The sequence below is a fragment of the Mariniflexile sp. TRM1-10 genome, assembly GCF_003425985.1.
Classification (GTDB): domain Bacteria; phylum Bacteroidota; class Bacteroidia; order Flavobacteriales; family Flavobacteriaceae; genus Mariniflexile.
In genome coordinates this window covers 3,157,426-3,183,928 of the sequence record NZ_CP022985.1, presented here as the reverse complement: position 1 = coordinate 3,183,928, position 26,503 = coordinate 3,157,426, and the positions used below count along the sequence as shown (strand labels likewise).

The window sequence follows — 26,503 nt, the reverse complement described above, 5'->3', positions numbered from 1 at the left end:
AAACCCATCGTCATAAGCTATGAACACATTAAATTTAATCAATTAAAAACAAACAATTATGGAAGATATTTTAATACCAATCAGTTTATTTCTTGCAATCTTTGGAATCGTATATTTATACCTATCTACAAGAAATAAAGAACGTTTAGCACTTATTGAAAAAGGTGCCGATGCCAGTATTTTTATGGGAAACAGAAGTCATCGTTCCCCAATGTGGAAAGTACTTCTATTAAATTTGGCCCTTTTATTAATGGCTATTGGACTTGGCGTCTTTATCGCATCCTTCCTGGTTTATAGTCTAGGAGTTATAGATGATGTAGCCTACCCTGGAACTATCTTCTTAATGTCAGGATTAGGCCTATTTATTGGCTTTAATATGACCAAGAATTTAGATAAAGAATAAAACGAAAAAACATCAATCAAAAAACAGAAGACCTGCTTTCTAAAAAAGGCAGGTTTTTATTTTACAGGAAAATCGAAATACGTATCAGGAAATGGCTCATCTTTTAAGGTAAAATGCCACCATTCTTTCGGATAATTTTTAAAACCGAATTTAAGCATGACTTCTTGTAAAAGTTGCCTATTAGCCTTTTGGAGTTCGGTAATGTCTTTATAATTTGCCCAAGAAGCTTGACCAAAAAAGTCATAATTACTGCCCATATCCAAGGGTTCGCCAGTATTCCCATTTATAATGGTTACATCTACCGTGCTGCCCTTACTGTGTCCCGATCGGACTGCAATATACTCTTCAACGAATAAATCCAATTTATCAACATCTGGGTAAAATGCCCGTTTATTAATCGTGTCATTAAGATCTTTAGCCCACCGCATAAAATGGTTTACAGCCCGTTGTGGTCTGTACCCATCATACACTTTCAGGCATAAATTCTTATCTAGTAATGCTTCCTGAACCTCTTTCAAAGCTAAAGCAGCCTGTTTGGTTAATATGAGTTTGTTTGATTGGTAGCCATCAATACGTTTACCAACAAAATTATTAGAGGTATTGTATTGCAGTTCTACATCCAAATCTGGAATAATAGTTTTTACATACACAAACCCATCAGGTAATTGGGCAAATGCTCCAAACCAGACAAATACTAACAAAAACCTTACACAACATTTCATATATACTACAAATTATGCTAATTTAGAGAAAATTAAATTTAGTACATGAACTATCCGTGGCATTTGTATTTAATGGCTACACTTTATATAGCAGCAGGAATCAATCATTTTATAAAACCTAAAATGTATTTACGTATTATGCCTATTTATTTACCAAACCATAAATTGTTGGTGTTTTTAAGTGGTATTGCAGAAATATTTCTAGGCATTATGCTTTGCATTCCCTTGGTTAAAAACATATCCCTCGTATTTATCATTATCATGTTGATAGTTTTCCTGTTGGTACATTTTTATATGCTTTCTAATAAACAAGCTTCAGCAGGATTGCCAAAATGGTTACTTATTCTAAGAATTCCTATTCAGTTTTTGCTAATCTATTGGGCCTACTTCTATTTAGGTTTATAAAAGCCAAAAATATAATTCAGTCAAAATATAAAAACAAAAAAACCGAGTTCCCTCAAACTCGGTTTTCTTTCAATTTGCTTTTTTTATTACGAAGTAGATTTAGGGTTTCTATATCGACGACATAATGCAAATATTAATTAATTAATCCATTGAACTAAAAAGTATATTATTTAGTACACTTCAAAGATATAATTAAAAATGAATTAGAACGACAAAATACATTATAATTCGTTGAAATACATTTAATTTTAACATTTAAAGATGAAATATTTGATATTATCGATGAAATACACTATTAAAAAATGCTTTTACATAAAAAAAGCACCCTATAAAGGATGCTTTTTTACTAACTAACCAACTAAAATATGAGTTACAATTTCTAAGTTTAAAGTAACCACTCAATAAACCTTGTATAAGAATATAACTAACAAACAGAACACAATTACTGTGCCAAAACAAATAATTCCATAAAAAAATATAAAATAAAAATGGCAGTAACCTAAAACAAGAAACTTATAAAATAGTTAACTACCAATAGAGACACCCTAAATGTTGTTTTTGGAATATTTTATAGTGCTTTTTTTCATCAGACAGGGCCGAGCGTATAAAAAAGGTCTGGAAACCTTTTTAGCGAAGGAACCAGGCTGCCGCGAAGGAGAGGTACATGGCTACGGATCGAAAAAACAGCTGAAGTATGACGGAAAAAGCCGCATAAAAGAACCAAAGGATAAAACTTAGATACTCTCTAGCATTTAAAATATAATTATAAGATATTTGCGTTTTAAAAAATTAATCAATTAATGAAAAAAATAATATACATCCTATTATCGCTTGTAATTTTAGCCTGCAGCAAAGAACAACATGACTTAACTGTAAAGGTTCATGTAAATGGTTTAAAAAAAGGAGTTCTTTATTTGAAAAAAGCAAAGAATGACAATCTTATTACAATCGATACCGTAGCAGTAAATGGTCAATCGGATATTACATTACATGCTTCTTCTTTAGAATCACCTGAAGTCTTTTATTTGTTTTTAGATAAAAACAGCTCTGAAAAAGACCAAATTGTATTTTTTGCAGATAAAGGCCTAACCGAAATAACAACCTCTGTTAAGAACTTTGGATTTGGCGCAAAAATTAATGGTTCTGAACAACAAAAAGTATTTGAAGAATACAAATTGATGCGAACGCGTTTTAATGAGCAAAATCTAGATCTTATTAAAGAAGGTTTTGAAGCACTAAAGAAAGGTGATACGTCCGAATACAATACTATTCAAAAAAAATCAGATAGTAATCTAAAGCGCCGTTATTTATTTACTGTTAATTTTGCTTTGAACCATAAAGACAGTGAAGTGGCACCTTACTTAGCCCTAACTGAAATTTACAATGCTAAAGTTAAATTTTTAGACACCATCAATAGCGTTTTAACACCAAAAGTTAAAGCGTCTAAATATGGTAAAGAATTACAGGGGTTTATTGACAAAATAAAAGAATCTGAGAAGTAATTGCCCCCCTTTATAAAAAGCAAAAGACCTTTCATTTAGAAAGGTCTTTTTTTTATTATTAAGAGCCGATGGAGGGACTCGAACCCACGACCTGCTGATTACAAATCAGCTGCTCTAGCCAGCTGAGCTACATCGGCATTTACGGGTGCAAATATAATAGCAAAAATCATATTTGCAAGCAGTCCGCAAAAAAAATTATGCTAATTTATTAATTTTTTCAATTAATGCTCTTCCTTTAGTTTCCAACTCAACATTAATAGCCTTAAAATGTGCTTTAGAATTCTCTACATTTTTAGCATTTACTTTAGCAATTAATTCATCAAACGTTTTGATAGCTTCATCAATAATTGCTTCACTTTTCTTGTTGTCTTTGCTTGCGTTTGTTAACTCCCAAACATAAACCGCTTCTATAATATCCCCTAAAACGTAATTAATATCTTTTTTTAGGTTTCTAACATTTGCCATAATTCAATATTTTAATTTGACGCAAAATTACATTAATCTTAATCAAAATTCTCATAAAACATGACTAATTTAAAAAAATTATTATTACATTTGGTCTTGATGAATGCAATAAAGTTGTCATATAACCAAATTTGTAACCTTACCTCTCAACAGGCTAAGGCGGTGGTTCGTTTTATGACCCAACACAAAACTTATATGCATCTTGAATAAACGTTAAATAATACAATTATAACTATAACAAATAAAGGTGCTTTTTTTAAAGGCACCTTTTTTATTTAAAATCAATTAAATCTTTAAAATCATGAAATCGCCACTAACAACCCACAAGCAAACACCAATAAAAATGAGGCGATACCATATGACCTTTAAAAAACAATAATTAATTACATATGAAAACTCTAAAATCCATTAAACAGAAAATCCAACTTTTTATCAATGCCACTTGTGCAAACGTCATGTATAGCACATACCATAGACATAACTTAACACCTTTATTATTATACCCATAAAAAAACAACTCATGAAAACACATCACATAAATACCCCATTTATAGTAACAAAAGATATAAGTAATGGTAATGGCTTTTTATTGCCCCATGTACTTTATGATAAAATTAAAACTGTTGCTACTTACCCTGTAAAAGAATTTTATTTACAAGACATTCCAGAGATTGGCGATTTTAAATTTAAAATGTACAAAAATGCATTTTTGAATGATAAACTGACTATTCAAGCCCAATTAGTGAAACAAAATAAAGAAGGCTATCTAGTAAACATAACTGTTACAAAAGCAAAATCCACTACAAATTATCAAGAACGGATTTGCAGTGCTTTGTTTGATTTTCCAGTAGAGAAAAGGTACAATACGAATAGAACTGCTTGTTAAATAAAATTCCCAAGGAATACTACTCTTGGGAATTTCTTTTTTTATGAAAAGTTTAAACAAATTCTATAAATACACTTCCAATAAAGTCGCATCTTTAGAAGCTATCTCATAATCTTTAATAGCTGCTGGAAGTAAAATAGTTTCTCCCTTTTTTATGGCTTCTGAAAAACCATTTGCCTTAATTTCGCCTTCACCATCTACACACATATATATAATAAAGGAATCATGATGGTTTTCTTTTTGAAGTGTTTTATTAACTTTTAAATAGTTCGTTGTAAAATATGGGCAACTCACCATTTCGTTTGATTGATTTTCGGTTTTATTGTAAGTCACTCTAAAATTATCCGGCATATTAAAATCGATGGCATCTATGGCCAAATCGTTATGCAAGTCACGTTCATTACCGTTAGCATCTACGCGATCCCAATCATAAACCCTGTAAGTAATATCACTGGTTTGTTGAATTTCAGCCACCATAACACCTGCTCCAATAGCATGTACACGCCCTACTTCAATAAAATAAGTGTCTCCTTCCTTAACTTCGTCGAAGTTTAAGATTTCAGTAAGTGTTTTATTTTCTAAATGCTTTAAATACTTTTCAGGTGTCATATCTTGATTAAAACCAACGATAAGATTAGAACCTTTGTCTGCTTGAAATACATACCACATTTCTGTCTTTCCGAAGGAATTATGCCTTTTTGCCGCTAATTCATCATTCGGATGCAGTTGGATAGACAAATCTTCTTTGGCGTCTATAAACTTGATGAGCAAGGGAAACTTATCTTTAAAAATTTCATAATTCTTTAGTCCTAGCAAATCAGATTTATAGGTTTCTAAAAGTTGTTTTAATGATTGTCCTTTTAAACTGCCATTACTAACTATGGACGTATCGCCTTCTACATCACTAATTTCCCAACTTTCACCAATATTTGGTAAATCGCTTTTTTTATTAAGCAAGGTTTTTAATTTTTGCCCTCCCCAAATTTTGTCTTTTAAAATGGGTGCAAATTTAATTGGATATAAAGTGTCTATCATTTTTAGGTTCCTGAATAAGTTACAAAATTACGTGGTGTTTCAAAAAGTGTTATTTCCAAACTTAGTTTTGAATCAATTTTCGGCTTCATCTTATTATAAATAACAACTGCAATGTTTTCGGCAGTAGGGTTTAAATCTTTAAATTCGGGTACTTCAATATTTAAATTTTTATGATCGAAAGCATCTTCAACTTCATCTTTAATGATGTCTTTTAAAACTTTCATGTCTATGACATAACCCGTTTCTTTATCAATTTCGCCCGTGACACTTACAATTAATTCATAATTATGCCCATGAAAATTTGGATTGTTGCATTTACCAAACACTTCATCGTTTTTTTCATGAGTCCAATCTTTTCTATATAAACGGTGCGCAGCATTAAAATGCGCCTTTCTACTAACTGTTACCTTCATTTTGAAATATTTATATGTTCGTAGAATTTATCAAAAATAATTTTAAACCACTCGGTATAAAATTCTGGATGTTCCAAAATATCATTCTTCACAGCATCAAGCGACATCCATTTCCAACTGGCCACTTCATCTGGATTGATTATTGGTGTGCTATTGTATTTCCCAATCAAGATATGGTCGAATTCATGCTCCGTTAAACCATTATCAAAAGGTGCTTTATAAATAAACGAAATCGTATCTTCTAATTCTACAACAAAGCCCATTTCTTCCATTAAGCGGCGCTTTCCTGCCTGAATATTGGTTTCCCCAACACGTTGGTGGCTGCAGCAGGTATTTGTCCATAACAAGGGTGAATGGTATTTATGGGCTGCGCGTTGTTGCAGCATTAATTCATTATTATCATTAAACACAAATACTGAAAATGCACGATGTAACAATGCTTTTTCATGTGCTTCCATTTTAGGCATGGTGCCTATTTGTTCATCGTTTTCATTTACAAGAATTACTTTTTCTTCTTCCATAGAAAGCAAAAATACCAAGTAAAACATTAATATAATAATTCTATCTATAAAATATAATATGAGGATTCTGAAATCATAAATTATAAAGTATCTTTGCAGACCAATTTGCAAAATTATTATGAGTTTTATTAAGGAGATTAACAGACGCCGAACCTTTGGTATTATTTCACATCCCGATGCTGGAAAAACAACACTAACCGAAAAATTATTACTTTTTGGGGGTGCTATACAAGAAGCTGGCGCTGTAAAGAGCAATAAAATTAAAAAAGGTGCGACCAGTGACTTTATGGAAATTGAGCGTCAACGTGGTATTTCGGTTGCCACTTCGGTACTTGCTTTTGAGTATAACGGCACTAAAATTAATATTCTTGATACGCCGGGACATAAAGATTTTGCTGAAGACACTTTTAGAACCCTAACAGCTGTTGATAGTGTTATCGTGGTTGTTGATGTTGCCAAAGGTGTTGAGGAACAGACTGAAAAACTAGTTGAAGTTTGCCGCATGAGAAACATACCTATGATTGTATTCATAAATAAAATGGATAGAGAAGGTAAAGATGCTTTTGATTTATTGGATGAAATTGAACAAAAATTAGGTTTAAAAGTAGTGCCTTTGAGTTTCCCTATAGGCATGGGTTATGATTTTAAGGGTATTTATAACATGTGGGAGAAAAACATTAACTTATTTAGTGGAGACAGCAGAAAAAACATTGAAGAAACCATTGAGATTTCCGATTTACAATCCCCAGAACTAAACAAGCTTATTGGTGATAAAGCTGCAAAAAAGTTAAGAGATGAAATAGAATTGGTAGAAGGTATTTATCCTGAATTTGATAAGCAAACCTATTTAGACGGCCATTTACAACCTGTATTTTTTGGATCTGCTTTAAACAATTTTGGTGTTCGCGAGTTGCTGGATTGTTTTATTGAAATAGCACCAAAACCAAGACCAAAACAAAGTGAAGAACGCCTTGTAAAACCGGAGGAAGATAAATTTACAGGCTTTGTTTTTAAGATACATGCTAATATGGATCCTAACCATAGAGACCGTTTGGCATTTGTTAAAATTGTATCGGGTACATTTGAAAGAAACAAACCATATTTACATGTAAGACATGGTAAAAAATTAAAATTCTCAAGTCCTAATGCCTTTTTTGCTGAAAAGAAAGAAATTGTAGATATCTCCTATCCAGGCGATATTGTGGGGTTACACGATACAGGGAACTTTAAAATTGGAGACACCTTAACCGAAGGCGAAGCTATAAATTACAAAGGAATCCCCAGTTTTTCTCCTGAACACTTTAGATATATTAATAATGCTGACCCTTTGAAATCCAAACAATTATTTAAAGGGATTGACCAATTAATGGACGAGGGTGTTGCCCAATTATTTACATTGGAACTTAATGGGCGAAAAGTTATTGGAACTGTTGGTGCACTTCAATACGAAGTTATACAGTACCGTTTAGAACATGAATACGGTGCCAAATGTACTTACGAAAGTTTAAATGTATTTAAAGCGTGTTGGGTAGATCCTAAAAACTCTAAAAGCGATGAATACAAAGAATTTACCAGAGTAAAACAGCGTTACTTAGCAAAAGACAAACAAAATCAGTTGGTATTTTTAGCCGATTCTGCCTTTTCGTTACAGATGACTCAGCAAACATATCCAAATATAAAATTCCATTTTACCTCCGAATTTTAGTAAATCAACGATTATTATTGGGTATAAATAAATAATATGATAATTTTCATGTGTTATTTTTATCATATTGTTTATTTTATTAGGTATTTTTATGATATTATTAATACAAGTAAAATTCATACCCCAAATATGAACGCTTATGGAAACTTATACAAACGAATTCAGTAATGACGATATTACTGTAACCTACGAACCCTGCAAGTGTATTCATGCTGAAAAATGTGCTAAAGGCTTATCGGAAGTTTTTAGAACCAGCGTTATACCTTGGATCTATTTAGATGGTACCGAAACCAATCGTATTATAAATCAAATCAAACGATGTCCGTCAGGAGCACTGAAATATCGAAAGAATTTAAACAAAAAAGCCTCGTAAATAAAAGTATAAAAAAATCCCATTGAAAATTTCAATGGGATTTTTACTTTTTAAGCTTGACCTGTCGGACCAAAATTTAATGGTATTGGCGGTTGCTCATTGAAACATGTCGAGCAACCTTCCAAAAGTATAAAACATATTATTTACTATGCTTGGCCTGTCGGACCAAAATTCAATGGTATTGGCGGTTGCTCATTGAAACATGTCGAGCAACCTTCCAAAAGTATAAAACATATTATTTACTATGCTTGGCCTGTCGGACCAAAATTCAATGGTATTGGCGGTTGCTCGTAATCTTTAATTTCACCATGAGCATTTTCAAACCGAGCTACATTATCACCTAAAGCTTTAAGTAATCGCTTAGCATGCTGTGGTGTTAATATAATTCTAGATTTCACTTTACTTTTAGGAACTCCAGGCATAATACTAACAAAATCTACAACAAACTCTGAAACAGAATGATTAATAATAGCTAAATTAGAATATATCCCTTCGGCTACATTTTCATCCAATTCTATATTAATTTGACCTGGTTTTGGTTTATCCTTTTCGTCTGCCATTTTAGTTTTTCCTTTAAATGAAAGATTCCCGCTTTCGCGGGAATTCTTTAATTATAATTTAATTCTTGTTTTACTTGCATCATTTCGTCAAACTCTTCTTTAGAGCCAACGATAATATCAGTATATCTACGCATACCCGTACCTGCTGGTATTCTATGTCCAACAATAACGTTTTCTTTCAAGCCTTCTAAACTATCTACTTTACCAGCGACTGCTGCTTCATTAAGTACTTTAGTAGTTTCTTGGAAAGAAGCTGCCGATATAAATGATTTCGTTTGAAGTGATGCTCTAGTGATACCTTGTAATATAGGTGTTGCCGTTGCTGGTTTCGCATCTCTGGCAGTCACAAGGTTTTTGTCTTCTCTTCTTAAAATTGAATTCTCATCTCTTAAAACGCGAGGTGTTACAATTTGACCTGGTTTAAGGTTTGATGAATCTCCAGCATCTTCAATAACTTTTAATCCGAAAATAGCATCATTTTCTTGGATAAAATCATCTTTATGTACTAATTGATCTTCTAAGAAAAGGGTGTCACCAGAATCAATAATCTGTACTTTACGCATCATTTGTCTTACAACAACCTCAAAGTGTTTATCATTAATTTTCACACCTTGTAAACGGTAAACTTCTTGTACTTCGTTTACCAAATATTGTTGAACTGCAGATGGTCCTTTTATGTTTAAGATATCGTCTGGAGTTATAGAACCGTCTGATAAAGGCATACCTGCTTTTACATAATCGTTTTCTTGAACAAGAATTTGATTAGATAATTTAACTAAGTATTTTTTAACTTCACCTAATTTAGATTCTACAACAATCTCACGGTTACCACGTTTAATTTTTCCGAAAGAAATCACACCATCAATCTCACTAACAACAGCAGGATTTGAAGGATTACGTGCTTCGAACAACTCGGTTACACGTGGTAAACCACCTGTAATATCACCTGCTTTAGCAGATTTACGAGGTATTTTCACTAAAATTTTACCAACGCCAATTTTCTCTCCGTCGTTAATCATTAAGTGAGAACCAACTGGTAAGTTGTATGAACGAATAGTTTCTCCGCTAGCATCTTCAATATGAAGCGTTGGAATTAACTTCTTGTTTCTAGATTCAGAAATAACTTTCTCTTGGAAACCTGTTTGTTCATCTATTTCAACTTGATAGGTAATACCTTGCTCAATGTTTTCGTACTTAATTTTTCCAGCAAATTCTGAAATAATAACACCATTATATGGATCCCAAGTACAAACAACATCGCCTCTTTGTAATTCCTGACCATTTTTTACCAATAGGTTAGAACCGTAAGGAATATTATTCGTGCTTAAAGTAATACCTGTTTTCTTATCAATTAACTTAATCTCAGATGTACGGGAAATAACAATATCGATATCATTACCCTCACCATCTTTGCCTTTAACAGTTTTTAAATCTTCAATTTCGGCAATACCGTTAAACTTAACTGCTAATTTATTTTCTTCTGAAATGTTACCTGCAATACCACCTACGTGGAACGTACGAAGTGTTAACTGTGTACCTGGCTCTCCAATAGATTGTGCAGCTACTACACCAACAGCTTCACCACGTTGTACCATTTTTCCGGTAGCTAAGTTACGTCCGTAACATTTAGCACAAATACCTTGTAACGCTTCACAAGTTAAAGCAGAACGTACTTCTAAACTTTCAATTGGAGAATTTTCTATCTTTCTAGCAATATCATCTTCAATTAATTGTCCTGAAGCTACTAACAATTCGTCTGTTAATGGGTCGTACACATCATTTAATGCAACACGTCCAACAATTCTTTCTTCAAGTGTTTCTACAACTTCATCATTTTTCTTCAATGGCTCTACTTCAACACCTCTTAATGTTCCACAATCTTCTGTGTTAATAATCACATCTTGGGAAACATCCACTAAACGACGGGTTAAGTAACCAGCATCAGCCGTTTTAAGAGCCGTATCCGCAAGACCTTTACGAGCACCGTGAGTTGAGATAAAGTATTCTAAGATTGAAAGTCCTTCTTTAAAGTTAGAAAGAATTGGATTTTCAATAATCTCACCACCACCTGCATTCGATTTTTTAGGTTTGGCCATTAATCCACGCATACCTGTAAGCTGACGAATTTGTTCTTTTGAACCACGCGCTCCAGAATCAAGCATCATAAACACTGAGTTAAATCCTTGTTGGTCTTCACGAATACGTTTCATAGACAATTCAGTCAATTCCGCATTGGTAGAAGTCCAAATATCAATCACTTGGTTATAACGCTCGTTGTTCGTAATAAGTCCCATATTATAGTTACCCATAATACCATCAACAAACTTATTAGCTTTATCAATCATGCCTTGTTTTTCTGGTGGAATGATGATATCACCTAAACTAAATGATAAACCGCCTTGGAATGCAAACTTAAATCCTAAATCCCTAATAGAGTCAAGGAAATCTGCAGTTTCAGGAACCGATGTATATTTTAAGATATTACCAATAATATCTCTTAATGATTTTTTAGTAAGAACTTCGTTGATAAATCCAGCTGCCTGTGGTACTTTTTGATTAAATAATACACGGCCAACAGTTGTTTCAATAATTGTTGGTGCTAATTTACCATCGGCATTAATATCTAATGTTCTAACTTTTATACCCGCATTTAAATCTACTTTCTTTTCGTTAAAAGCGATTTCAACTTCTTCTGGTGCATAAAATGTTAAACCTTCACCTTTAACTTTAGCTTCAGGAGTCGATTTACGTAACTTGGTCATATAATAAAGACCAAGTACCATGTCTTGAGAAGGTACCGTTACCGGTGAACCATTTGCAGGGTTTAAGATATTATGAGAAGCCAACATTAATAATTGACATTCTAAAATAGCTTCTGGTCCTAATGGTAAATGAACCGCCATTTGGTCACCATCGAAATCCGCATTAAACGCTGTACATACTAATGGGTGTAATTGAATTGCTTTCCCCTCTATTAATTTAGGTTGGAATGCTTGAATACCCAATCTGTGTAACGTAGGAGCACGGTTTAGTAATACTGGATGTCCTTTAAGAACGTTCTCCAAGATATCCCAAACCACAGGCTCTCTTTTGTCTATAATTTTCTTTGCAGATTTTACAGTTTTTACAATACCTCTTTCAATTAATTTTCTAATGACGAAAGGTTTGTAAAGCTCTGCTGCCATATTTTTTGGCAATCCACATTCATGTAATTTTAATTCTGGTCCAACAACAATTACCGAACGTGCCGAATAATCAACACGTTTTCCTAAAAGGTTTTGACGGAAACGTCCTTGTTTACCTTTTAATGAATCTGATAATGATTTTAATGGTCTGTTAGAATCGGTTTTTACAGCTGAAGATTTACGAGTATTATCAAATAATGAATCTACAGACTCTTGAAGCATACGTTTTTCGTTACGTAAAATAACTTCAGGAGCTTTAATCTCTACCAATCTTTTTAGACGGTTGTTTCTGATAATAACACGACGGTATAAATCATTCAAATCTGACGTTGCAAAACGACCACCATCCAACGGCACTAAAGGACGTAATTCTGGTGGAATGATTGGAATAACTTTCATGATCATCCATTCTGGACGATTTTCCCTGTTATTGTTTGATTCTCTTAAAGACTCAACAACTTGTAAGCGTTTTAAAGCTTCTGTTTTACGTTGTTTAGACGTTTCAGTGTTTGCTTTATGACGCAATTCGTATGATAAAGCCTCTAAATCAATTCTAGATAATAACTCAATTAAACATTCAGCTCCCATTTTAGCAAGGAACTTGTTTGGATCATAGTCGTCTAAATATTGATTGTCTTGAGGAAGTGATTCAAGAATATTTAAGTATTCTTCTTCAGTTAAGAAGTCCATTTTTTGTAATGGTTCACCTTCTTCATTTTTAGCATTTCCGGGTTGAATTACTACATAACGTTCGTAGTAAATAATCATATCTAATTTCTTAGATGGCAACCCTAATAAATACCCTATTTTATTTGGTAATGAACGGAAATACCAGATATGAGCAATAGGCACAACTAAATTGATGTGTCCTACTCTATCACGACGTACTTTCTTTTCTGTTACTTCAACACCACAGCGGTCGCAAACGATACCTTTGTAGCGAATTCTTTTATATTTACCACAAGCACATTCGTAATCCTTTACAGGACCAAAAATACGCTCACAGAACAAACCATCTCTTTCTGGTTTGTGAGTTCGATAATTGATAGTTTCCGGTTTTAAAACCTCACCTCTAGACTCTGCTAAGATAGACTCTGGTGATGCCAAACCAATTGAGATTTTGTTAAATCTCCTTACTGTATTCTTATCTTGTTTTCTTGCCATTTTCTTTTAGTATTCAGTCTCAGTCTCAGTATTCAATCTCTAATAGAAACTAAATACTGCGACTGTATACTATTTTTTTATTCCTCTAATCTTATGTCTAATCCAAGACCTTTCAATTCGTGCATAAGTACGTTGAAAGATTCCGGTAGTCCTGGATCTGGCATTGGTTCACCTTTCACGATTGCTTCGTAAGTTTTAGCTCTACCAATAACATCATCAGATTTTACAGTTAAGATTTCACGCAAAGTACTTGAAGCACCATAAGCTTCAAGAGCCCAAACCTCCATCTCACCAAAACGCTGACCACCAAATTGTGCTTTACCACCAAGAGGCTGTTGTGTGATTAATGAGTAAGGTCCTATAGAACGTGCGTGCATTTTATCGTCAACCATATGTCCTAATTTCAACATATAGATAACACCTACTGTTGCTGGTTGGTCAAAACGCTGCCCCGTACCACCATCATATAAGTAAGTATGTCCGTATCTTGGAATTCCAGCTTCATCTGTCAATTCATTGATTTGATCTATAGTAGCACCATCAAAAATAGGTGTCGCATATGTACGTCCTAATTTTTGACCAGCCCATCCAAGAACAGTTTCATAAATCTGACCAATATTCATACGAGAAGGTACCCCAAGTGGGTTTAATACAATATCAACTGGTGTTCCGTCTTCTAAGAAAGGCATATCTTCTGCTCTTACAATACGAGCAACAATACCTTTATTACCATGACGACCCGCCATTTTATCACCAACTTTAAGTTTACGTTTTTTAGCAATATAAACTTTAGCTAATTTAATAATACCTGCTGGTAACTCATCTCCTACAGAAATAGTGAACTTCTCACGTCTTAAAGATCCTTGTAAATCGTTCTCTTTAATTTTGTAGTTATGGATTAAATCGGCAACCAATTGGTTTGTATGATCATCTGTTGTCCATTTTCCAGACACTAAATGTGCATAATCATCCACAGCATTTAACATTTTTTGAGTGAATTTTTTACCTTTTGGCAATACTTCTTCACCTAAATCATTATAAATACCTTGAGCGGTTTTACCGTTTACAATGTTGAACAACTTTTCGATTAAAATTTCTTTTAAATCTTCAAACTTTCTATCGTAAATAGCTTCTAATGCTACAATATCATCTTTATCTTGAGCTCTTTTACGTTTATCTTTTACTGCTCTAGAGAATAATTTTTTCTCAATAACAACACCATTTAATGATGGTGAAGCTTTTAAAGAAGCATCTTTTACATCCCCTGCTTTATCTCCAAAGATTGCACGTAATAATTTTTCTTCAGGAGTTGGATCGCTTTCTCCTTTTGGAGTAATTTTTCCAATTAAGATATCGCCAGGTTTCACTTCTGCACCAATGCGAATCATTCCGTTTTCATCCAAATCTTTAGTAGCTTCCTCAGAAACGTTAGGAATATCATTAGTCAACTCTTCGTTACCTAACTTCGTATCTCTAACTTCTAATGAATACTCATCAATATGAATAGATGTAAAGATATCTTCACGTACAACTTTTTCAGAAATTACAATCGCATCCTCGAAGTTATAACCTTTCCAAGGCATGAAGGCCACTTTCATGTTTCTTCCTAATGCTAATTCTCCTTTTTGAGTAGCATAGCCTTCACATAATACTTGACCTTTAGTTACTTTATCTCCTTTTACCACGATTGGTTTTAAGTTGATAGAAGTCCCTTGATTGGTTTTTCTAAATTTGATTAACTGATATGTTTTAATATCACTATCAAAACTTACTTTAGCTTCATCTTCGGTACGATCGTACTTAATTTTAATCTCGTTTGCATCTACGTAAAGTACTACACCGTTTCCTTCAGCATTTATCAATACACGGGAATCTGATGCTACTTGACGCTCTAAACCAGTACCAACAATTGGTGCTTGTGGCAATAATAATGGAACGGCTTGACGCATCATGTTAGATCCCATCAATGCACGGTTCGCATCATCATGTTCCAAGAACGGAATTAAAGAGGCCGAAATAGATGAGATTTGATTAGGTGCCACGTCTGTATAATGTAGACTTGTTGGGTCTATTACAGGGAAGTCACCTTCCATACGTGCAATTACCTTATCGTGTAATATCTTACCTTCTCCATCAACTTTAACAGTTGCTTGAGCTATCAACTTACCTTCTTCTTCTTCAGCACTTAAATAAACGGGCGCTTGTTTAATATCAACAACGCCATTAGTTACTGGACGGTATGGTGTTTCAATGAATCCCATGCCATTCACTTTAGCAAATACTGAAAGTGATGAAATTAAACCAATATTTGGTCCCTCAGGAGTTTCAATTGGACATAAACGACCGTAATGGGTATAGTGAACGTCACGTACCTCGAAACCTGCTCTTTCACGAGATAAACCACCTGGTCCTAGTGCAGATAAACGACGCTTATGCGTAATCTCTGCTAATGGATTGGTTTGATCCATAAACTGAGATAACTGGTTTGTTCCAAAGAAAGAATTAATAACAGACGATAATGTCTTGGCATTAATCAAATCAATTGGTGTAAACACCTCATTATCACGAACGTTCATACGCTCACGAATCGTACGTGCCATACGTGCTAAACCAACGCCAAATTGTTGAGATAATTGTTCACCTACGGTACGTACACGACGGTTAGATAAATGGTCAATATCATCAATCTCAGCTTTAGAGTTGATAAGCTCGATTAAATATTTAATAATGGTAATAATATCTTCTTTGGTAAGCACTTGCTTATCCATTTCAATATTAAGACCTAATTTTTTATTCATTCTGTAACGCCCAACTTCACCTAAAGAGTAACGTTGATCACTAAAGAATAATTTATCAATTATCCCACGTGCAGTTTCCTCATCGGGTGGTTCCGCATTACGTAATTGTCTGTATATATGTTCAACAGCCTCTTTTTCAGAGTTTGTTGGATCTTTTTGAAGCGTGTTATGAATAATAGCATAATCACCTTGTTCTGCGCTTTCTTTGTGTAAAAGAATCGCTTTAACATCTGCTTCAATAATTTCTTCAATATTATCTTTATCTAATACAGTATCACGATCAAGAATAATTTCATTACGCTCGATGGATACTACTTCACCTGTATCTTCATCAACAAAATCCTCATGCCATGTGTTAAGTACACGAGCTGCTAATTTACGTCCTTGGTATTTTTTTAATCCAGTTTTAGAAACTTTAATTTCTTCAGCTAAATCGAAAATTTCTAAGATATCTTTATCACGCTCAAACCCGATTGCGCGGAAAAGCGTTGTAACCGGTAACTTTTTCTTTCTGTCAATGTACGCATACATTACCTGATTGATATCGGTAGCAAATTCAATCCAAGATCCTTTAAAAGGAATAACTCTTGCCGAATATAATTTTGTGCCATTTGCATGGAATGACTGGCCAAAGAACACCCCTGGTGAACGATGTAATTGAGATACTACTACGCGTTCTGCACCATTGATAACAAAAGTACCACTTGGCGTCATGTAAGGTATCGTTCCTAAGTACACATCTTGAACAATGGTCTCGAAATCCTCATGTTCAGGATCTGTACAATACAACTTTAACCTTGCCTTAAGCGGAACGCTATAAGTAAGTCCTCTTTCTATACACTCATCAATAGCATAACGTGGAGGATCTACAAAGTAATCTAAAAATTCTAAAACAAATTGATTACGAGAATCAGTAATGGGAAAGTTCTCCATGAAGGTATTATATAGACCTTCATCGCCTCTCTCTTCAGACTTTGTTTCTAATTGGAAAAAATCCTGGAAGGATTTAATCTGAATATCCAAGAAATCTGGATATTCTGTTCTATTTACAATAGACGAGAAATTTAATCTTTCAGCTTGTGTTGATAACATCAATGGACGGAATTTTGATTAAAAAATAATAGTTATGGCGTATCTAATTATTATATACGCAAAATGGTTTAGGTCTTGAAGGTTAAACTCCAGACCTAAACCTTTATGTGTTTTGGTAGCTAAGCTTATTTAAGCTCAACCTCTGCTCCAGCTTCTTCTAAAGATGCTTTTAAAGCTTCAGCTTCGTCTTTAGAAACGCCTTCTTTTACATTACTTGGAGCTCCGTCAACTAATTCTTTAGCTTCTTTTAATCCTAAACCAGTTAATTCTTTAACTAATTTAACAACACCTAATTTAGATGCACCAGCAGCTTTTAATACAACTGTAAACTCAGTTTGAGCTTCAGCAGCATCATCACCACCAGCAGCAGGACCAGCAGCAACTGCTACAGCTGCAGCAGCAGGCTCAATACCATACTCATCTTTTAATATTGTAGCTAACTCATTTACTTCTTTTACTGTTAGGTTAACTAATTTTTCTGCGAAATCTTTTAAATCTGCCATTTTCTATCGTTTTTAATAAATTTTTAATTGTAATATAATTGTAATATAGTGCGTACTGCTTAATACTATCCTTCTTTCTCAGATAGTGTTTTTAATATGCCAGCTAGTTTACCACCACTTGATTTAAGTGCTGAAACAACGTTCTTAGCAGGCGATTGTAATAATCCAACAATCTCTCCTATTAACTCTTCTTTAGACTTGATATCTACTAACATGTCTAATTGGTTGTCGCCAATATAAACGCACTCCTCAATAAATGCTCCTTTTAATAAAGGTTTCTCTGATTTTTTGCGGAAGGTTTTTATTAACTTAGCTGGTACATTACCTGTTTCAGAATACATCACGGATGTATTTCCTTTTAAAACTGAAGGAAGGTTTCCAAAATCTCTTTCGGAAGCTTCCATTGCTTTTTCAAGTAATGTGTTTTTAACTACTGCTAACTTTACGTTTGCTTTAAAACAAGCACGACGTAAATCTGAGGTTGTTCCTGCGTTCAATCCTGAAATATCTGCTAAATATATGTTAGCATTATTGGCTAATTCTGCAGTTAATTCCTCAATTACTTGTGATTTTTCTTCTCTTGTCATAATAAAAGTATTTAACTAATTTAACCAACTTTAGGATCAACAGCAACACTAGGACTCATAGTACTAGAAAGGAAAATACTTTTCACGTAAGTACCTTTAGCAGTTGTTGGCTTAAGTTTTATTAATGTTTGAATTAATTCTGTTGCATTACCAGCAATTTTATCAGCACTAAAAGATGCTTTTCCAATTGCGGCATGTACGATACCGGTTTTATCAACTTTAAAGTCAATTTTACCAGCTTTAACTTCTGTTACAGCTTTAGCAACATCCATAGTTACCGTACCAGTTTTAGGGTTAGGCATTAAACCACGAGGACCTAATATACGTCCTAAAGGACCTAACTTACCCATTACACTTGGCATAGTAATAATAACGTCAACATCGGTCCAACCATTTTTGATTTTATCAAGATATTCGTCTAAACCTACGTAATCTGCTCCAGCTTCTTTAGCTTCTGCTTCTTTGTCTGGAGTTACTAATGCTAATACTTTCATGTCTTTACCAGTTCCGTGAGGAAGTGAAACAACACCTCTTACCATCTGGTTTGCTTTACGAGGATCAACTCCTAAACGTACAGCAATGTCTACTGATGCATCAAACTTTGTATTAGTAATTTCTTTTACTAATGCAGATGCTTCATCAAGAGAGTAAACTCTCCCTTTTTCTATTTTTGCTAAAGCTTCTTTTTGCTTTTTTGTTAATCTTGCCATTTTTTAATGTCTTTAATAGATTACTTTGGTGCGTTTCCAGTCACGGTTATACCCATAGACCTTGCGGTACCAGCTATCATTGTCATAGCAGATTCAATAGTAAATGCATTTAAATCTACCATTTTGTCTTCTGCTATAGTTTTGATTTGATCCCATGAAACTTTAGCTACTTTTTTTCGGTTTGGTTCTCCTGAACCACTTTTTAACTTGGTCGCTTCTAATAATTGTACTGCAGCCGGAGGAGTTTTAATTACAAAGTCAAATGATTTGTCTTTGTAAACTGTAATAACCACAGGTAATACTTTACCTGGCTTATCTTGTGTTCTAGCATTAAATTGCTTACAGAACTCCATAATGTTAACTCCAGCAGCACCTAAAGCGGGTCCAACCGGTGGCGACGGATTCGCAGCACCTCCCCGAACTTGTAACTTAACTACTTTACCAATTTCTTTTGCCATTTTTAATAATTTAAGTTGATACGCTTTTTAATTTGGAAGCAAAAAACCGTATCTTTTATATAGTGTAACAATTATTATACTTTTTCAACCTGCATATAACTTAGTTCTAATGGTGTTTTTCTTCCAAAAATCTTCACCATAACTTCTAGTTTACGCTTTTCTTCATTTATTTTTTCGATAGTACCATCAAATCCATTAAATGGTCCATCAATAACTTTAACCGTTTCTCCTTTTGTAAAAGGTATAGCCACAGTTGAATTTTCCTCAACCGATAACTCATCAACTTTACCTAACATTCTGTTTACTTCAGATTGTCTTAATGGCACAGGATCTCCGCCTTTTGTTTCACCTAAAAAACCAATTACGTTTGTAACCGACCTGATAATATGAGGAATTTCTCCTGATAAATTGGCTTGGATCATTATATACCCTGGGAAGAAAACTTTCTCTTTATGAATTTTTTTTCCATTACGTATTTGAATCACACGCTCAGTTGGAACCAATACTTGATCAACATAATCTTGAAGACCTAATCGAGCAATTTCATTCTCAATATAAGTTTTAATCTTATTTTCTTGACCACTTACAGCCCTAACAACATACCATTTTTTTTCGTTTACCTCAGACATATTTCTTCTTTAACCAATCAATTGAAAATAAAATGCTATCATTTTACTGAATACCGTATCGATTCCCCAAATTGCTAAGGAGAACACGATTGAAAATACAGCAACTAAAACAGTTAAACTTTGTGCTTCTGCCCAAGTTGGCCAGCTCACATTATTTTTAAGTTCGCCAAACGATTCTTTTACGTAATTTACAATTCCAGCCATTTATATATTTTTTTCAACAGATTAAAAATTTCTGTCTATCAATTTAAAATTGATTTTTAAGTGAAATCTTTATTTCTAATTCTTTATTATAAGACATTTACTTTTCAGCAATATCTTCCATGTGCACGGGTTGAGAGACTTACTTCAGCTACGCTCAGCATAAACTTCTCGCTCACAATCCTTTGCTTCGCACGGGTTGAGAGACTCGAACTCCCGACACCTGGTTTTGGAGACCAGTGCTCTACCAACTGAGCTAAACCCGTAAATATAAGTCAAGGTATTCCGAAAACACGGAATACCTTAGCTTATGATATATTAAACTGTTTAGTCTAAAATTTCAGTTACTTGACCAGCACCTACTGTACGACCACCTTCACGGATTGCGAAACGTAAACCAACGTTCATTGCAATTTTTTGGATAAGTTCAACAGTGATAGTTAAGTTGTCTCCTGGCATAACCATTTCAACACCATCAGGAAGCGCTATGTTTCCTGTTACGTCAGTTGTACGTACGTAGAACTGTGGACGGTAGTTGTTGTGGAATGGTGTATGACGACCACCTTCTTCTTTTTTAAGGATATAAACCTCAGCTTTAAATTTAGCGTGTGGTGTTACAGAACCTGGCTTAACAATAACCATACCTCTAGAGATTTGAGATTTCTCAATACCTCTTAATAAGATACCAGCATTATCTCCAGCTTCACCTCTATCAAGGATTTGACGGAACATTTCGATACCAGTAATAGTAGATGTTAATTTTTCAGCACCCATACCGATAATCTCAACTGGATCTCCAGTTTTAGCGATACCAGTTTCGATACGACCAGTTGCTACAGTACCACGACCAGTAATAGAGAATACATCTTCGATAGGCATTAGGAAAGGCTTATCAATTTCTCTTAACGGCTCTTCAATCCAAGTATCACAAGCTTCCATTAATTGTAAAACGGTATCTACCCATTTTTGTTCACCATTAAGTGCACCTAAAGCAGAACCAGCAATTACAGGTCCATTATCTCCATCATACTCATAGAAAGATAATAAATCTCTAATTTCCATATCAACTAGTTCTAATAATTCTTCGTCATCAACCATATCCACTTTATTCATGAATACAACCATACGAGGAATACCTACTTGACGACCTAATAAGATGTGCTCACGAGTTTGTGGCATTGGACCATCTGTAGCTGCTACTACTAAAATAGCACCATCCATTTGAGCAGCACCAGTAACCATGTTCTTTACGTAATCCGCGTGACCTGGACAGTCAACGTGAGCGTAGTGACGGTTAGCTGTTGAATATTCTACGTGAGAAGTATTAATTGTAATACCTCTTTCTTTTTCTTCTGGAGCGTTATCAATTTGATCAAATGATTTTGCTTCTGATAAACCTGCATCAGCTAATACTTTAGTAATAGCAGCAGTTAAAGTTGTTTTACCGTGATCTACGTGTCCAATTGTACCAATATTTAAGTGTGGTTTTGAACGATCGAAAGTTGCCTTTGCCATGTTTTTTAAATAATTTAATCTTAGTTATATAATAATATTAGTGTGTTCTAATCTTTTCAATAATAGAGCCAATGACGAGAATTGAACTCGTGACCTCTTCCTTACCAAGGAAACGCTCTACCCCTGAGCTACACCGGCGGTTTTAATTGCTGGTTTCAAGTTTAAGATTTTAGGCTTAAACTAAAACTCATAAGTTTTTACATCCTCTCTCCAAAACAATTTTGAAATGAGATTCCTGCCTTCGCAGGAATTTTAGAGCGGGAGACCGGGTTCGAACCGGCGACATTCAGCTTGGAAGGCTGACGCTCTACCAACTGAGCTACTCCCGCAATTTAACAAGCTTTCCACTTGTATAGTTTCAATATTTCAAAGTTCATGTTTTTATAGGATTACCTCACATTTGTTCGGTGTTCCTGGATTGGTGACCCAATCCAAACAGTTTTTAAACGCAGTTTTACAAAAGCGAGCTTTTGACAACTCCTTATTAAAAATTGCTTGTGGGGAGAGCAGGATTCGAACCTGCGAAGACTAAGTCAGCAGATTTACAGTCTGCCCTCGTTGGCCGCTTGAGTATCTCCCCAATTAACTTATTTCACTCTTTTTAAAGAACTTAAAAAACGAACTTTTTACACTTCGCTTTTTTTATTTTTTCTGAGCCGATGGAGGGACTCCCTTCGACTTAGCTCAGGATAAACTTCTCGTCCCATTAACTTTCGGCAAATCCAATAGCCTTAATCAATTTCCTGATGCCATTTCAAAATTTCAAGAGCCGATGGAGGGACTCGAACCCACGACCTGCTGATTACAAATCAGCTGCTCTAGCCAGCTGAGCTACATCGGCTTTTTATACTTTTTATGCATAAAAAAAGTCCGCTATTTCTAACGGACTGCAAATGTATAGATTTATTTTTTTATTCAAAACATTTTTTAAGAAATTTTATCATAAATGTGCTCTTAATTTTTCTTTTCTCTTTTTTAATTGTCTTTCTAGTGATGATGCTGCCATATCTGCACCTTCTTCAAAGCTTTTGCATTGTTTTTTTACAACAAAACTATCTCCTGGCACACTAACCCTTGCTTCAAATATTTTATTTTCCTTATCACTTGTGTTTTCTACTTTTAAAAAAACATCCGATTGAATGACTTTATCATAAAAAGTATCTAATTTATCCATTCGCTTTTGAATGAAATTTATTAATTTTTTATCTGCATTAAAATTAACTGATTGCATGTTTACTTTCATACTAATGAAATTTAGGTTAGACAATAATTATACATTTTACTTTTTACTTCTTGGATGTGAATTCACATGCACCTTTTTTAACTCTGCTATACTGTTATGGGTATAAACCTGAGTCGCTGCCAAACTTGAATGCCCAAGAAGTTCTTTAACAGCATTTAAATCTGCACCTTGGTTAAGCAAATGAGTTGCAAAAGAATGTCTTAATATATGCGGACTCTTTTTTACTTTACTAGATGCATTACTAAAATAATCATTTATTATTCTGTAGACAAGTGTTTCATATATTTTAACTCCTTTTTGGGTTAAAAATAAATGATCACTATCTATAATACTCGACAACTGACTTCGTTCTTTCAAATATAAATTTAAGGTGATTATCACTGATTCTAATAACGGAATCATACGCTCCTTATTTCTTTTTCCTAGCACTTTTAACGTTTTGTTATCTAAATTAAAACTCAACAGTTTCAGCTCTACCAACTCAATTCTTCTTATGCCTGTTGAATAAAATAATTCGATGATTAACTTATCACGAATCCCTTCAAAATCATTTTCAAAATTAAAATCATCCAAAACGGTTGACACTTCAGCTTCCGAAAATGGAATTTGAATTTTTTTACGTGTTTTTAAGGCTTTATGTTTTATTAATGGGTTTACCTGAATGGTACTTGTTTTTAGAAGAAATTTATAATAGGTATTTAATGCTGAAACTTTTCTGTTGATGCTTCGGTTGGACAAACCACTTTCCACCAATGAAACAATCCATGTGCGGATTTGAACATAATTAACTTGATTAACAGAGTCGGTTTGGTATTCTAGTTTAATGAATTCCAAAAAAGTGTCTAAATCGTTTTGATACGCCTTTACTGTGAGTGCTGAATAGTTTTTTTCCAACAGTAGATAATCTGTAAACGATTTGAAAGGCATCTTTTTGTAGATTGTTAGATTGTTAGATTATTAGACTTTTTGATTTATTAAAGTTAAAAGTTTAAAGTTTAGAACGCAACTTTATATTCATAAATTATGAGCAAAAAAAATCCCGCCTATAGCGGGATCTTAATTTATATATGAGAACAGAAATTATATATCTTCTGCATCTCTTAAACCTTGAATGTATTGTGCTTTTTGTATTTGCGCTCTACGTTCTACAGATGGCTTTGTAAATTGTTTACGTGCTTGCAACTGACGTTTAGTTCCAGTTTTATCAAACTTTCTTTTAAAACGCTTTAGCGCTCTATCTATATTTTCTCCTTCTTTAATTGGTATTATTAACATAGTGTCTTAACCTCCTCTCTTTTAGAATTTCAGGGTGCAAATATAAAAATAATTCTGAATTCTGAATTCTGAATTCTGAATTTTTTTACGTTGTTGGTTTATATTCTTTTTTATCGATGATAATCTTTGCTAAAATCTCTCTTAAAATCTCTGATGTTCCTCCACCAATAGGTCCTAACCTACTGTCTCTAAACAGTCTTGCCATGGGGTAATCTTCCATATAACCATAACCACCTAAAAACTGTAAACATTGGTAAATAACCTCATCGGCCATTTTTGTTGACTTAAGTTTAGACATGGTGGCTTGTTTTACAACATATTCACCTTTGTTCAATTTATATGCTACCACATAATTGAACTCTTTACAGATTTCCATGTCGGTGTATAAATCGGCAATAGTATGTCTTAAAGCCTGAAATTTATCAATGGATTTACCAAAAGCCATACGATCGGACATGTATTGCAATGCATACTCCAAAGCAAATTCTGCACGGGCATGGGCATTAATTCCCATTATCAAACGCTCTAAAGAAAAGTGTTCTACAATATAAGAGAAGCCTTTATTTTCTTCACCCATTAAATTAGCAACTGGCACTTGAACATTATCAAAAGCTATTTCACCCGTATCGGATGCACGCCAACCCAACTTGTTTAATTTGGTTGCCGATAGGCCAGCCGATTCTCTGTCAATAACAAAAATACTAATGCCTTTATTTCCTAAATCTGGGTTGGTTTTTGCTGCTACTATCAAATAATCGCTATATACACCATTGGTAATAAATGTTTTGGAACCATTCAAGATATAATGGTCTCCGCTTTTAACAGCCGTCGTTCGCATTCCCGCCACATCACTACCACCAAAAGGTTCTGTAATGCATAAACATCCTATTTTATCACCAGCAATACTTGGCGTTAAATACTTTTGTTTGATGGCTTCACTTCCCTCGGTATTAAGATGCGTCATGGCCAAATATGCATGTGCCCAAACAGCTGCTGCAAAACCACCTGAATTTATTTTTTGTAGCTCTTCTAAAAGGATAACAGTATAAAATAAATCTAAATTTAAACCGCCATAAGCTTCGGGATAATTAATCCCGAAAAAGCCCATATCTCCAAACTTTTTCCAAATGAATTTATCGATAACCCCTGTTTGTTCCCAAGTTTCAATAAGTGGAACGACTTCTTTTTGTAAAAAATCCTGAAGGCTTTTTCTAAAAAGATGATGCTCTTCCGTGAAGTACATACTGTTCATTTATGCTTTCTTTTTTATGCTTTTTTTCAATCAAGCAACAAATATAATTTAATTATATCGATTTTATTTATAGGAAAGTCTTTTACTTTTTTTAATTCTTCGAACGATTTATAACCTTCCCGCAACTGGCGTTCTTCAACAATATCAAATGCCAAATTATAATCGATATGTTGAATGGTAACCAACTCGTCTACAGTTGCTTTATTCAGCACTATTTTCTTTATAAGTCGTGGTGTTTTTACAGCAAACTCTTCATTGATTCGCTGAATGGTTTCTGGTGTTAACCCATACACATCTTGTAATTGTACATTATCAATAAACCCGCCTGGAAATTTATTCCTAAACTTTATTATCCTCTCGGAAAGCACTTCGCCAATACCGTTTATATTTTGCAACTCTTGTGCTGTTACTTTGTTTAAGTCCTGCTTTTGTTGAAATGTTTTTGGTTTATTATTACTATATGCTTCTTTATATTCTGGTTTAGGAAGTGGATTCGTTACCCAATCCGGAAATTTAAAATAGGGTGAAATTGCTTCTAAAAGAGAGTCTGATATTTTGGTGACTTCTTGGAATTGCTTCACGGAATTAATCCAATTATTCTGTTTTCTAAAAGCAAGCAATCTATCAATTTCTTCATTCGTCATTCCTAAAGTTGCTCCTTTGTAATCCGTTATATAATTGGGATTGAAAGCATATATCTTTGGTTTTCTTTCTTCTATTTTTGCCAAACGAAGCGCGTCTATTTCATTTTGAAATTTTAAAAGTTCGGTTTTGTTGACATCAATTTTTTCAGAAGAAAAATCCATATAAAAACCAATGCATTGCAGAATAATGATGAGCAGAATTAAAATAAAAATCCCATTTCGCTGATTTTTAGAAAACGTGAAATGGGATTTCATAT

Annotated in this window: 26 protein-coding genes and 6 tRNA genes; 6 read left to right on the top strand and 26 right to left on the bottom strand. The window is 33.9% G+C overall.

Annotated features, from left to right (window positions below; translation table 11 throughout):
- Positions 1–58 precede the first annotated feature (58 nt).
- Positions 59–403, top strand: coding sequence for a DUF6249 domain-containing protein (locus tag CJ739_RS13445; RefSeq protein ID WP_117176190.1), 345 nt, complete (start codon positions 59–61; stop codon positions 401–403).
- 56 nt (positions 404–459) lie between these two features.
- Here CJ739_RS13445 and CJ739_RS13440 read toward each other — a convergent pair whose 3' ends face one another.
- Positions 460–1,125, bottom strand: a complete 666-nt coding sequence (locus CJ739_RS13440) for a M15 family metallopeptidase (RefSeq protein WP_117176188.1) — start codon at positions 1,123–1,125, stop codon at positions 460–462.
- A 45-nt stretch (positions 1,126–1,170) separates the two neighbouring features.
- Here CJ739_RS13440 and CJ739_RS13435 point away from each other — a divergent pair, with 45 nt between their 5' ends.
- Together CJ739_RS13435 and CJ739_RS13425 are read left to right on the top strand one after the other, a co-directional pair.
- Positions 1,171–1,530, top strand: coding sequence for a DoxX family protein (locus CJ739_RS13435; protein ID WP_117176186.1), 360 nt, complete (start codon positions 1,171–1,173; stop codon positions 1,528–1,530).
- A gap of 800 nt (positions 1,531–2,330) precedes the next feature.
- Positions 2,331–3,032, top strand: coding sequence for a DUF4369 domain-containing protein (locus CJ739_RS13425; protein ID WP_117176182.1), 702 nt, complete (start codon positions 2,331–2,333; stop codon positions 3,030–3,032).
- Positions 3,033–3,095: 63 nt separating this feature from the next.
- On the opposite strand, the gene CJ739_RS13420 is transcribed toward CJ739_RS13425, so the two are convergent.
- Positions 3,096–3,169: transfer RNA gene (locus tag CJ739_RS13420), tRNA-Thr, on the bottom strand.
- 58 nt (positions 3,170–3,227) lie between these two features.
- Complete coding sequence (locus tag CJ739_RS13415) at positions 3,228–3,497, bottom strand: hypothetical protein (protein ID WP_117176180.1); 270 nt, start codon at positions 3,495–3,497, stop codon at positions 3,228–3,230.
- A 520-nt stretch (positions 3,498–4,017) separates the two neighbouring features.
- Between CJ739_RS13415 and CJ739_RS13410 the strand changes: the two genes are divergently transcribed.
- Entirely contained in the window at positions 4,018–4,383 is a 366-nt protein-coding gene (locus tag CJ739_RS13410; protein ID WP_117176178.1) for a hypothetical protein, read from the top strand.
- Positions 4,384–4,446: 63 nt separating this feature from the next.
- Here CJ739_RS13410 and CJ739_RS13405 read toward each other — a convergent pair whose 3' ends face one another.
- The 3 genes from CJ739_RS13405 to idi are packed head-to-tail and all read right to left on the bottom strand — an operon-like array spanning position 4,447 to position 6,352.
- Positions 4,447–5,418 (bottom strand): type I phosphomannose isomerase catalytic subunit, encoded by a 972-nt coding sequence (locus tag CJ739_RS13405; protein ID WP_117176176.1) that lies wholly within the window; start codon positions 5,416–5,418, stop codon positions 4,447–4,449.
- A 2-nt stretch (positions 5,419–5,420) separates the two neighbouring features.
- A complete protein-coding gene (locus CJ739_RS13400) occupies positions 5,421–5,831 on the bottom strand; it encodes a 6-pyruvoyl trahydropterin synthase family protein (protein WP_117176174.1) in 411 nt (136 codons plus the stop codon).
- The gene (idi, locus tag CJ739_RS13395; RefSeq protein WP_117178983.1) at positions 5,828–6,352 is read right to left on the bottom strand and encodes an isopentenyl-diphosphate Delta-isomerase; all 525 of its coding nucleotides are present in this window, start codon (positions 6,350–6,352) and stop codon (positions 5,828–5,830) included. The genes CJ739_RS13400 and idi overlap by 4 nt, the downstream gene beginning before the upstream one ends.
- A gap of 118 nt (positions 6,353–6,470) precedes the next feature.
- On the opposite strand from idi, the gene CJ739_RS13390 reads away from it, so the two are divergent.
- Together CJ739_RS13390 and CJ739_RS13385 are read left to right on the top strand one after the other, a co-directional pair.
- Positions 6,471–8,057, top strand: coding sequence for a peptide chain release factor 3 (locus CJ739_RS13390; RefSeq protein ID WP_117176172.1), 1,587 nt, complete (start codon positions 6,471–6,473; stop codon positions 8,055–8,057).
- A gap of 139 nt (positions 8,058–8,196) precedes the next feature.
- The gene (locus CJ739_RS13385) at positions 8,197–8,430 is read left to right on the top strand and encodes a (4Fe-4S)-binding protein (RefSeq protein ID WP_117176170.1); all 234 of its coding nucleotides are present in this window, start codon (positions 8,197–8,199) and stop codon (positions 8,428–8,430) included.
- Between the two features lie 242 nt (positions 8,431–8,672).
- On the opposite strand, the gene CJ739_RS13380 is transcribed toward CJ739_RS13385, so the two are convergent.
- The 20 genes from CJ739_RS13380 to CJ739_RS13285 form a co-directional block, all read right to left on the bottom strand.
- Positions 8,673–8,990, bottom strand: a complete 318-nt coding sequence (locus CJ739_RS13380; protein ID WP_117176168.1) for a DUF3467 domain-containing protein — start codon at positions 8,988–8,990, stop codon at positions 8,673–8,675.
- 47 nt (positions 8,991–9,037) lie between these two features.
- Entirely contained in the window at positions 9,038–13,339 is a 4,302-nt protein-coding gene (gene rpoC, locus CJ739_RS13375) for a DNA-directed RNA polymerase subunit beta' (protein WP_117176166.1), read from the bottom strand.
- A 77-nt stretch (positions 13,340–13,416) separates the two neighbouring features.
- Positions 13,417–17,229: a DNA-directed RNA polymerase subunit beta gene (rpoB, locus tag CJ739_RS13370; RefSeq protein ID WP_117176164.1), complete on the bottom strand. Its 3,813-nt coding sequence runs from the start codon at positions 17,227–17,229 to the stop codon at positions 13,417–13,419.
- 125 nt (positions 17,230–17,354) lie between these two features.
- Positions 17,355–17,732: a 50S ribosomal protein L7/L12 gene (gene rplL, locus CJ739_RS13365; protein WP_117176162.1), complete on the bottom strand. Its 378-nt coding sequence runs from the start codon at positions 17,730–17,732 to the stop codon at positions 17,355–17,357.
- 65 nt (positions 17,733–17,797) lie between these two features.
- Positions 17,798–18,319, bottom strand: a complete 522-nt coding sequence (rplJ, locus tag CJ739_RS13360) for a 50S ribosomal protein L10 (protein WP_117176160.1) — start codon at positions 18,317–18,319, stop codon at positions 17,798–17,800.
- Positions 18,320–18,339: 20 nt separating this feature from the next.
- Positions 18,340–19,029 (bottom strand): 50S ribosomal protein L1, encoded by a 690-nt coding sequence (rplA, locus tag CJ739_RS13355; RefSeq protein ID WP_117176158.1) that lies wholly within the window; start codon positions 19,027–19,029, stop codon positions 18,340–18,342.
- Positions 19,030–19,049: 20 nt separating this feature from the next.
- Positions 19,050–19,487: a 50S ribosomal protein L11 gene (gene rplK / locus CJ739_RS13350; protein WP_117176156.1), complete on the bottom strand. Its 438-nt coding sequence runs from the start codon at positions 19,485–19,487 to the stop codon at positions 19,050–19,052.
- 74 nt (positions 19,488–19,561) lie between these two features.
- Positions 19,562–20,116, bottom strand: a complete 555-nt coding sequence (nusG, locus tag CJ739_RS13345; protein WP_117176154.1) for a transcription termination/antitermination protein NusG — start codon at positions 20,114–20,116, stop codon at positions 19,562–19,564.
- Between the two features lie 9 nt (positions 20,117–20,125).
- Positions 20,126–20,320 (bottom strand): preprotein translocase subunit SecE, encoded by a 195-nt coding sequence (gene secE / locus CJ739_RS13340; RefSeq protein ID WP_117176152.1) that lies wholly within the window; start codon positions 20,318–20,320, stop codon positions 20,126–20,128.
- 190 nt (positions 20,321–20,510) lie between these two features.
- Positions 20,511–20,583: transfer RNA gene (locus CJ739_RS13335), tRNA-Trp, on the bottom strand.
- 61 nt (positions 20,584–20,644) lie between these two features.
- On the bottom strand, positions 20,645–21,832 hold the full coding sequence (gene tuf, locus CJ739_RS13330; RefSeq protein ID WP_117176150.1) for an elongation factor Tu: 1,188 nt from the start codon (positions 21,830–21,832) through the stop codon (positions 20,645–20,647).
- Between the two features lie 66 nt (positions 21,833–21,898).
- A tRNA-Thr gene (locus tag CJ739_RS13325) sits at positions 21,899–21,970 on the bottom strand.
- 118 nt (positions 21,971–22,088) lie between these two features.
- Positions 22,089–22,161, bottom strand: a tRNA-Gly gene (locus CJ739_RS13320).
- Between the two features lie 169 nt (positions 22,162–22,330).
- Positions 22,331–22,412, bottom strand: a tRNA-Tyr gene (locus CJ739_RS13315).
- Positions 22,413–22,599: 187 nt separating this feature from the next.
- Positions 22,600–22,673 (bottom strand) — tRNA-Thr (locus CJ739_RS13310).
- Between the two features lie 99 nt (positions 22,674–22,772).
- Positions 22,773–23,075 (bottom strand): ribosome hibernation-promoting factor, HPF/YfiA family, encoded by a 303-nt coding sequence (hpf, locus tag CJ739_RS13305; RefSeq protein WP_117176148.1) that lies wholly within the window; start codon positions 23,073–23,075, stop codon positions 22,773–22,775.
- Positions 23,076–23,111: 36 nt separating this feature from the next.
- Complete coding sequence (locus tag CJ739_RS13300) at positions 23,112–24,002, bottom strand: tyrosine-type recombinase/integrase (RefSeq protein ID WP_117176146.1); 891 nt, start codon at positions 24,000–24,002, stop codon at positions 23,112–23,114.
- Positions 24,003–24,155: 153 nt separating this feature from the next.
- The gene (gene rpsU, locus CJ739_RS13295; protein ID WP_117176144.1) at positions 24,156–24,350 is read right to left on the bottom strand and encodes a 30S ribosomal protein S21; all 195 of its coding nucleotides are present in this window, start codon (positions 24,348–24,350) and stop codon (positions 24,156–24,158) included.
- 85 nt (positions 24,351–24,435) lie between these two features.
- Positions 24,436–25,602 (bottom strand): acyl-CoA dehydrogenase family protein, encoded by a 1,167-nt coding sequence (locus CJ739_RS13290; RefSeq protein ID WP_117176142.1) that lies wholly within the window; start codon positions 25,600–25,602, stop codon positions 24,436–24,438.
- Between the two features lie 26 nt (positions 25,603–25,628).
- The gene (locus CJ739_RS13285) at positions 25,629–26,501 is read right to left on the bottom strand and encodes a ComEA family DNA-binding protein (RefSeq protein ID WP_117176140.1); all 873 of its coding nucleotides are present in this window, start codon (positions 26,499–26,501) and stop codon (positions 25,629–25,631) included.
- Between the last annotated feature and the right edge of the window lie 2 nt (positions 26,502–26,503).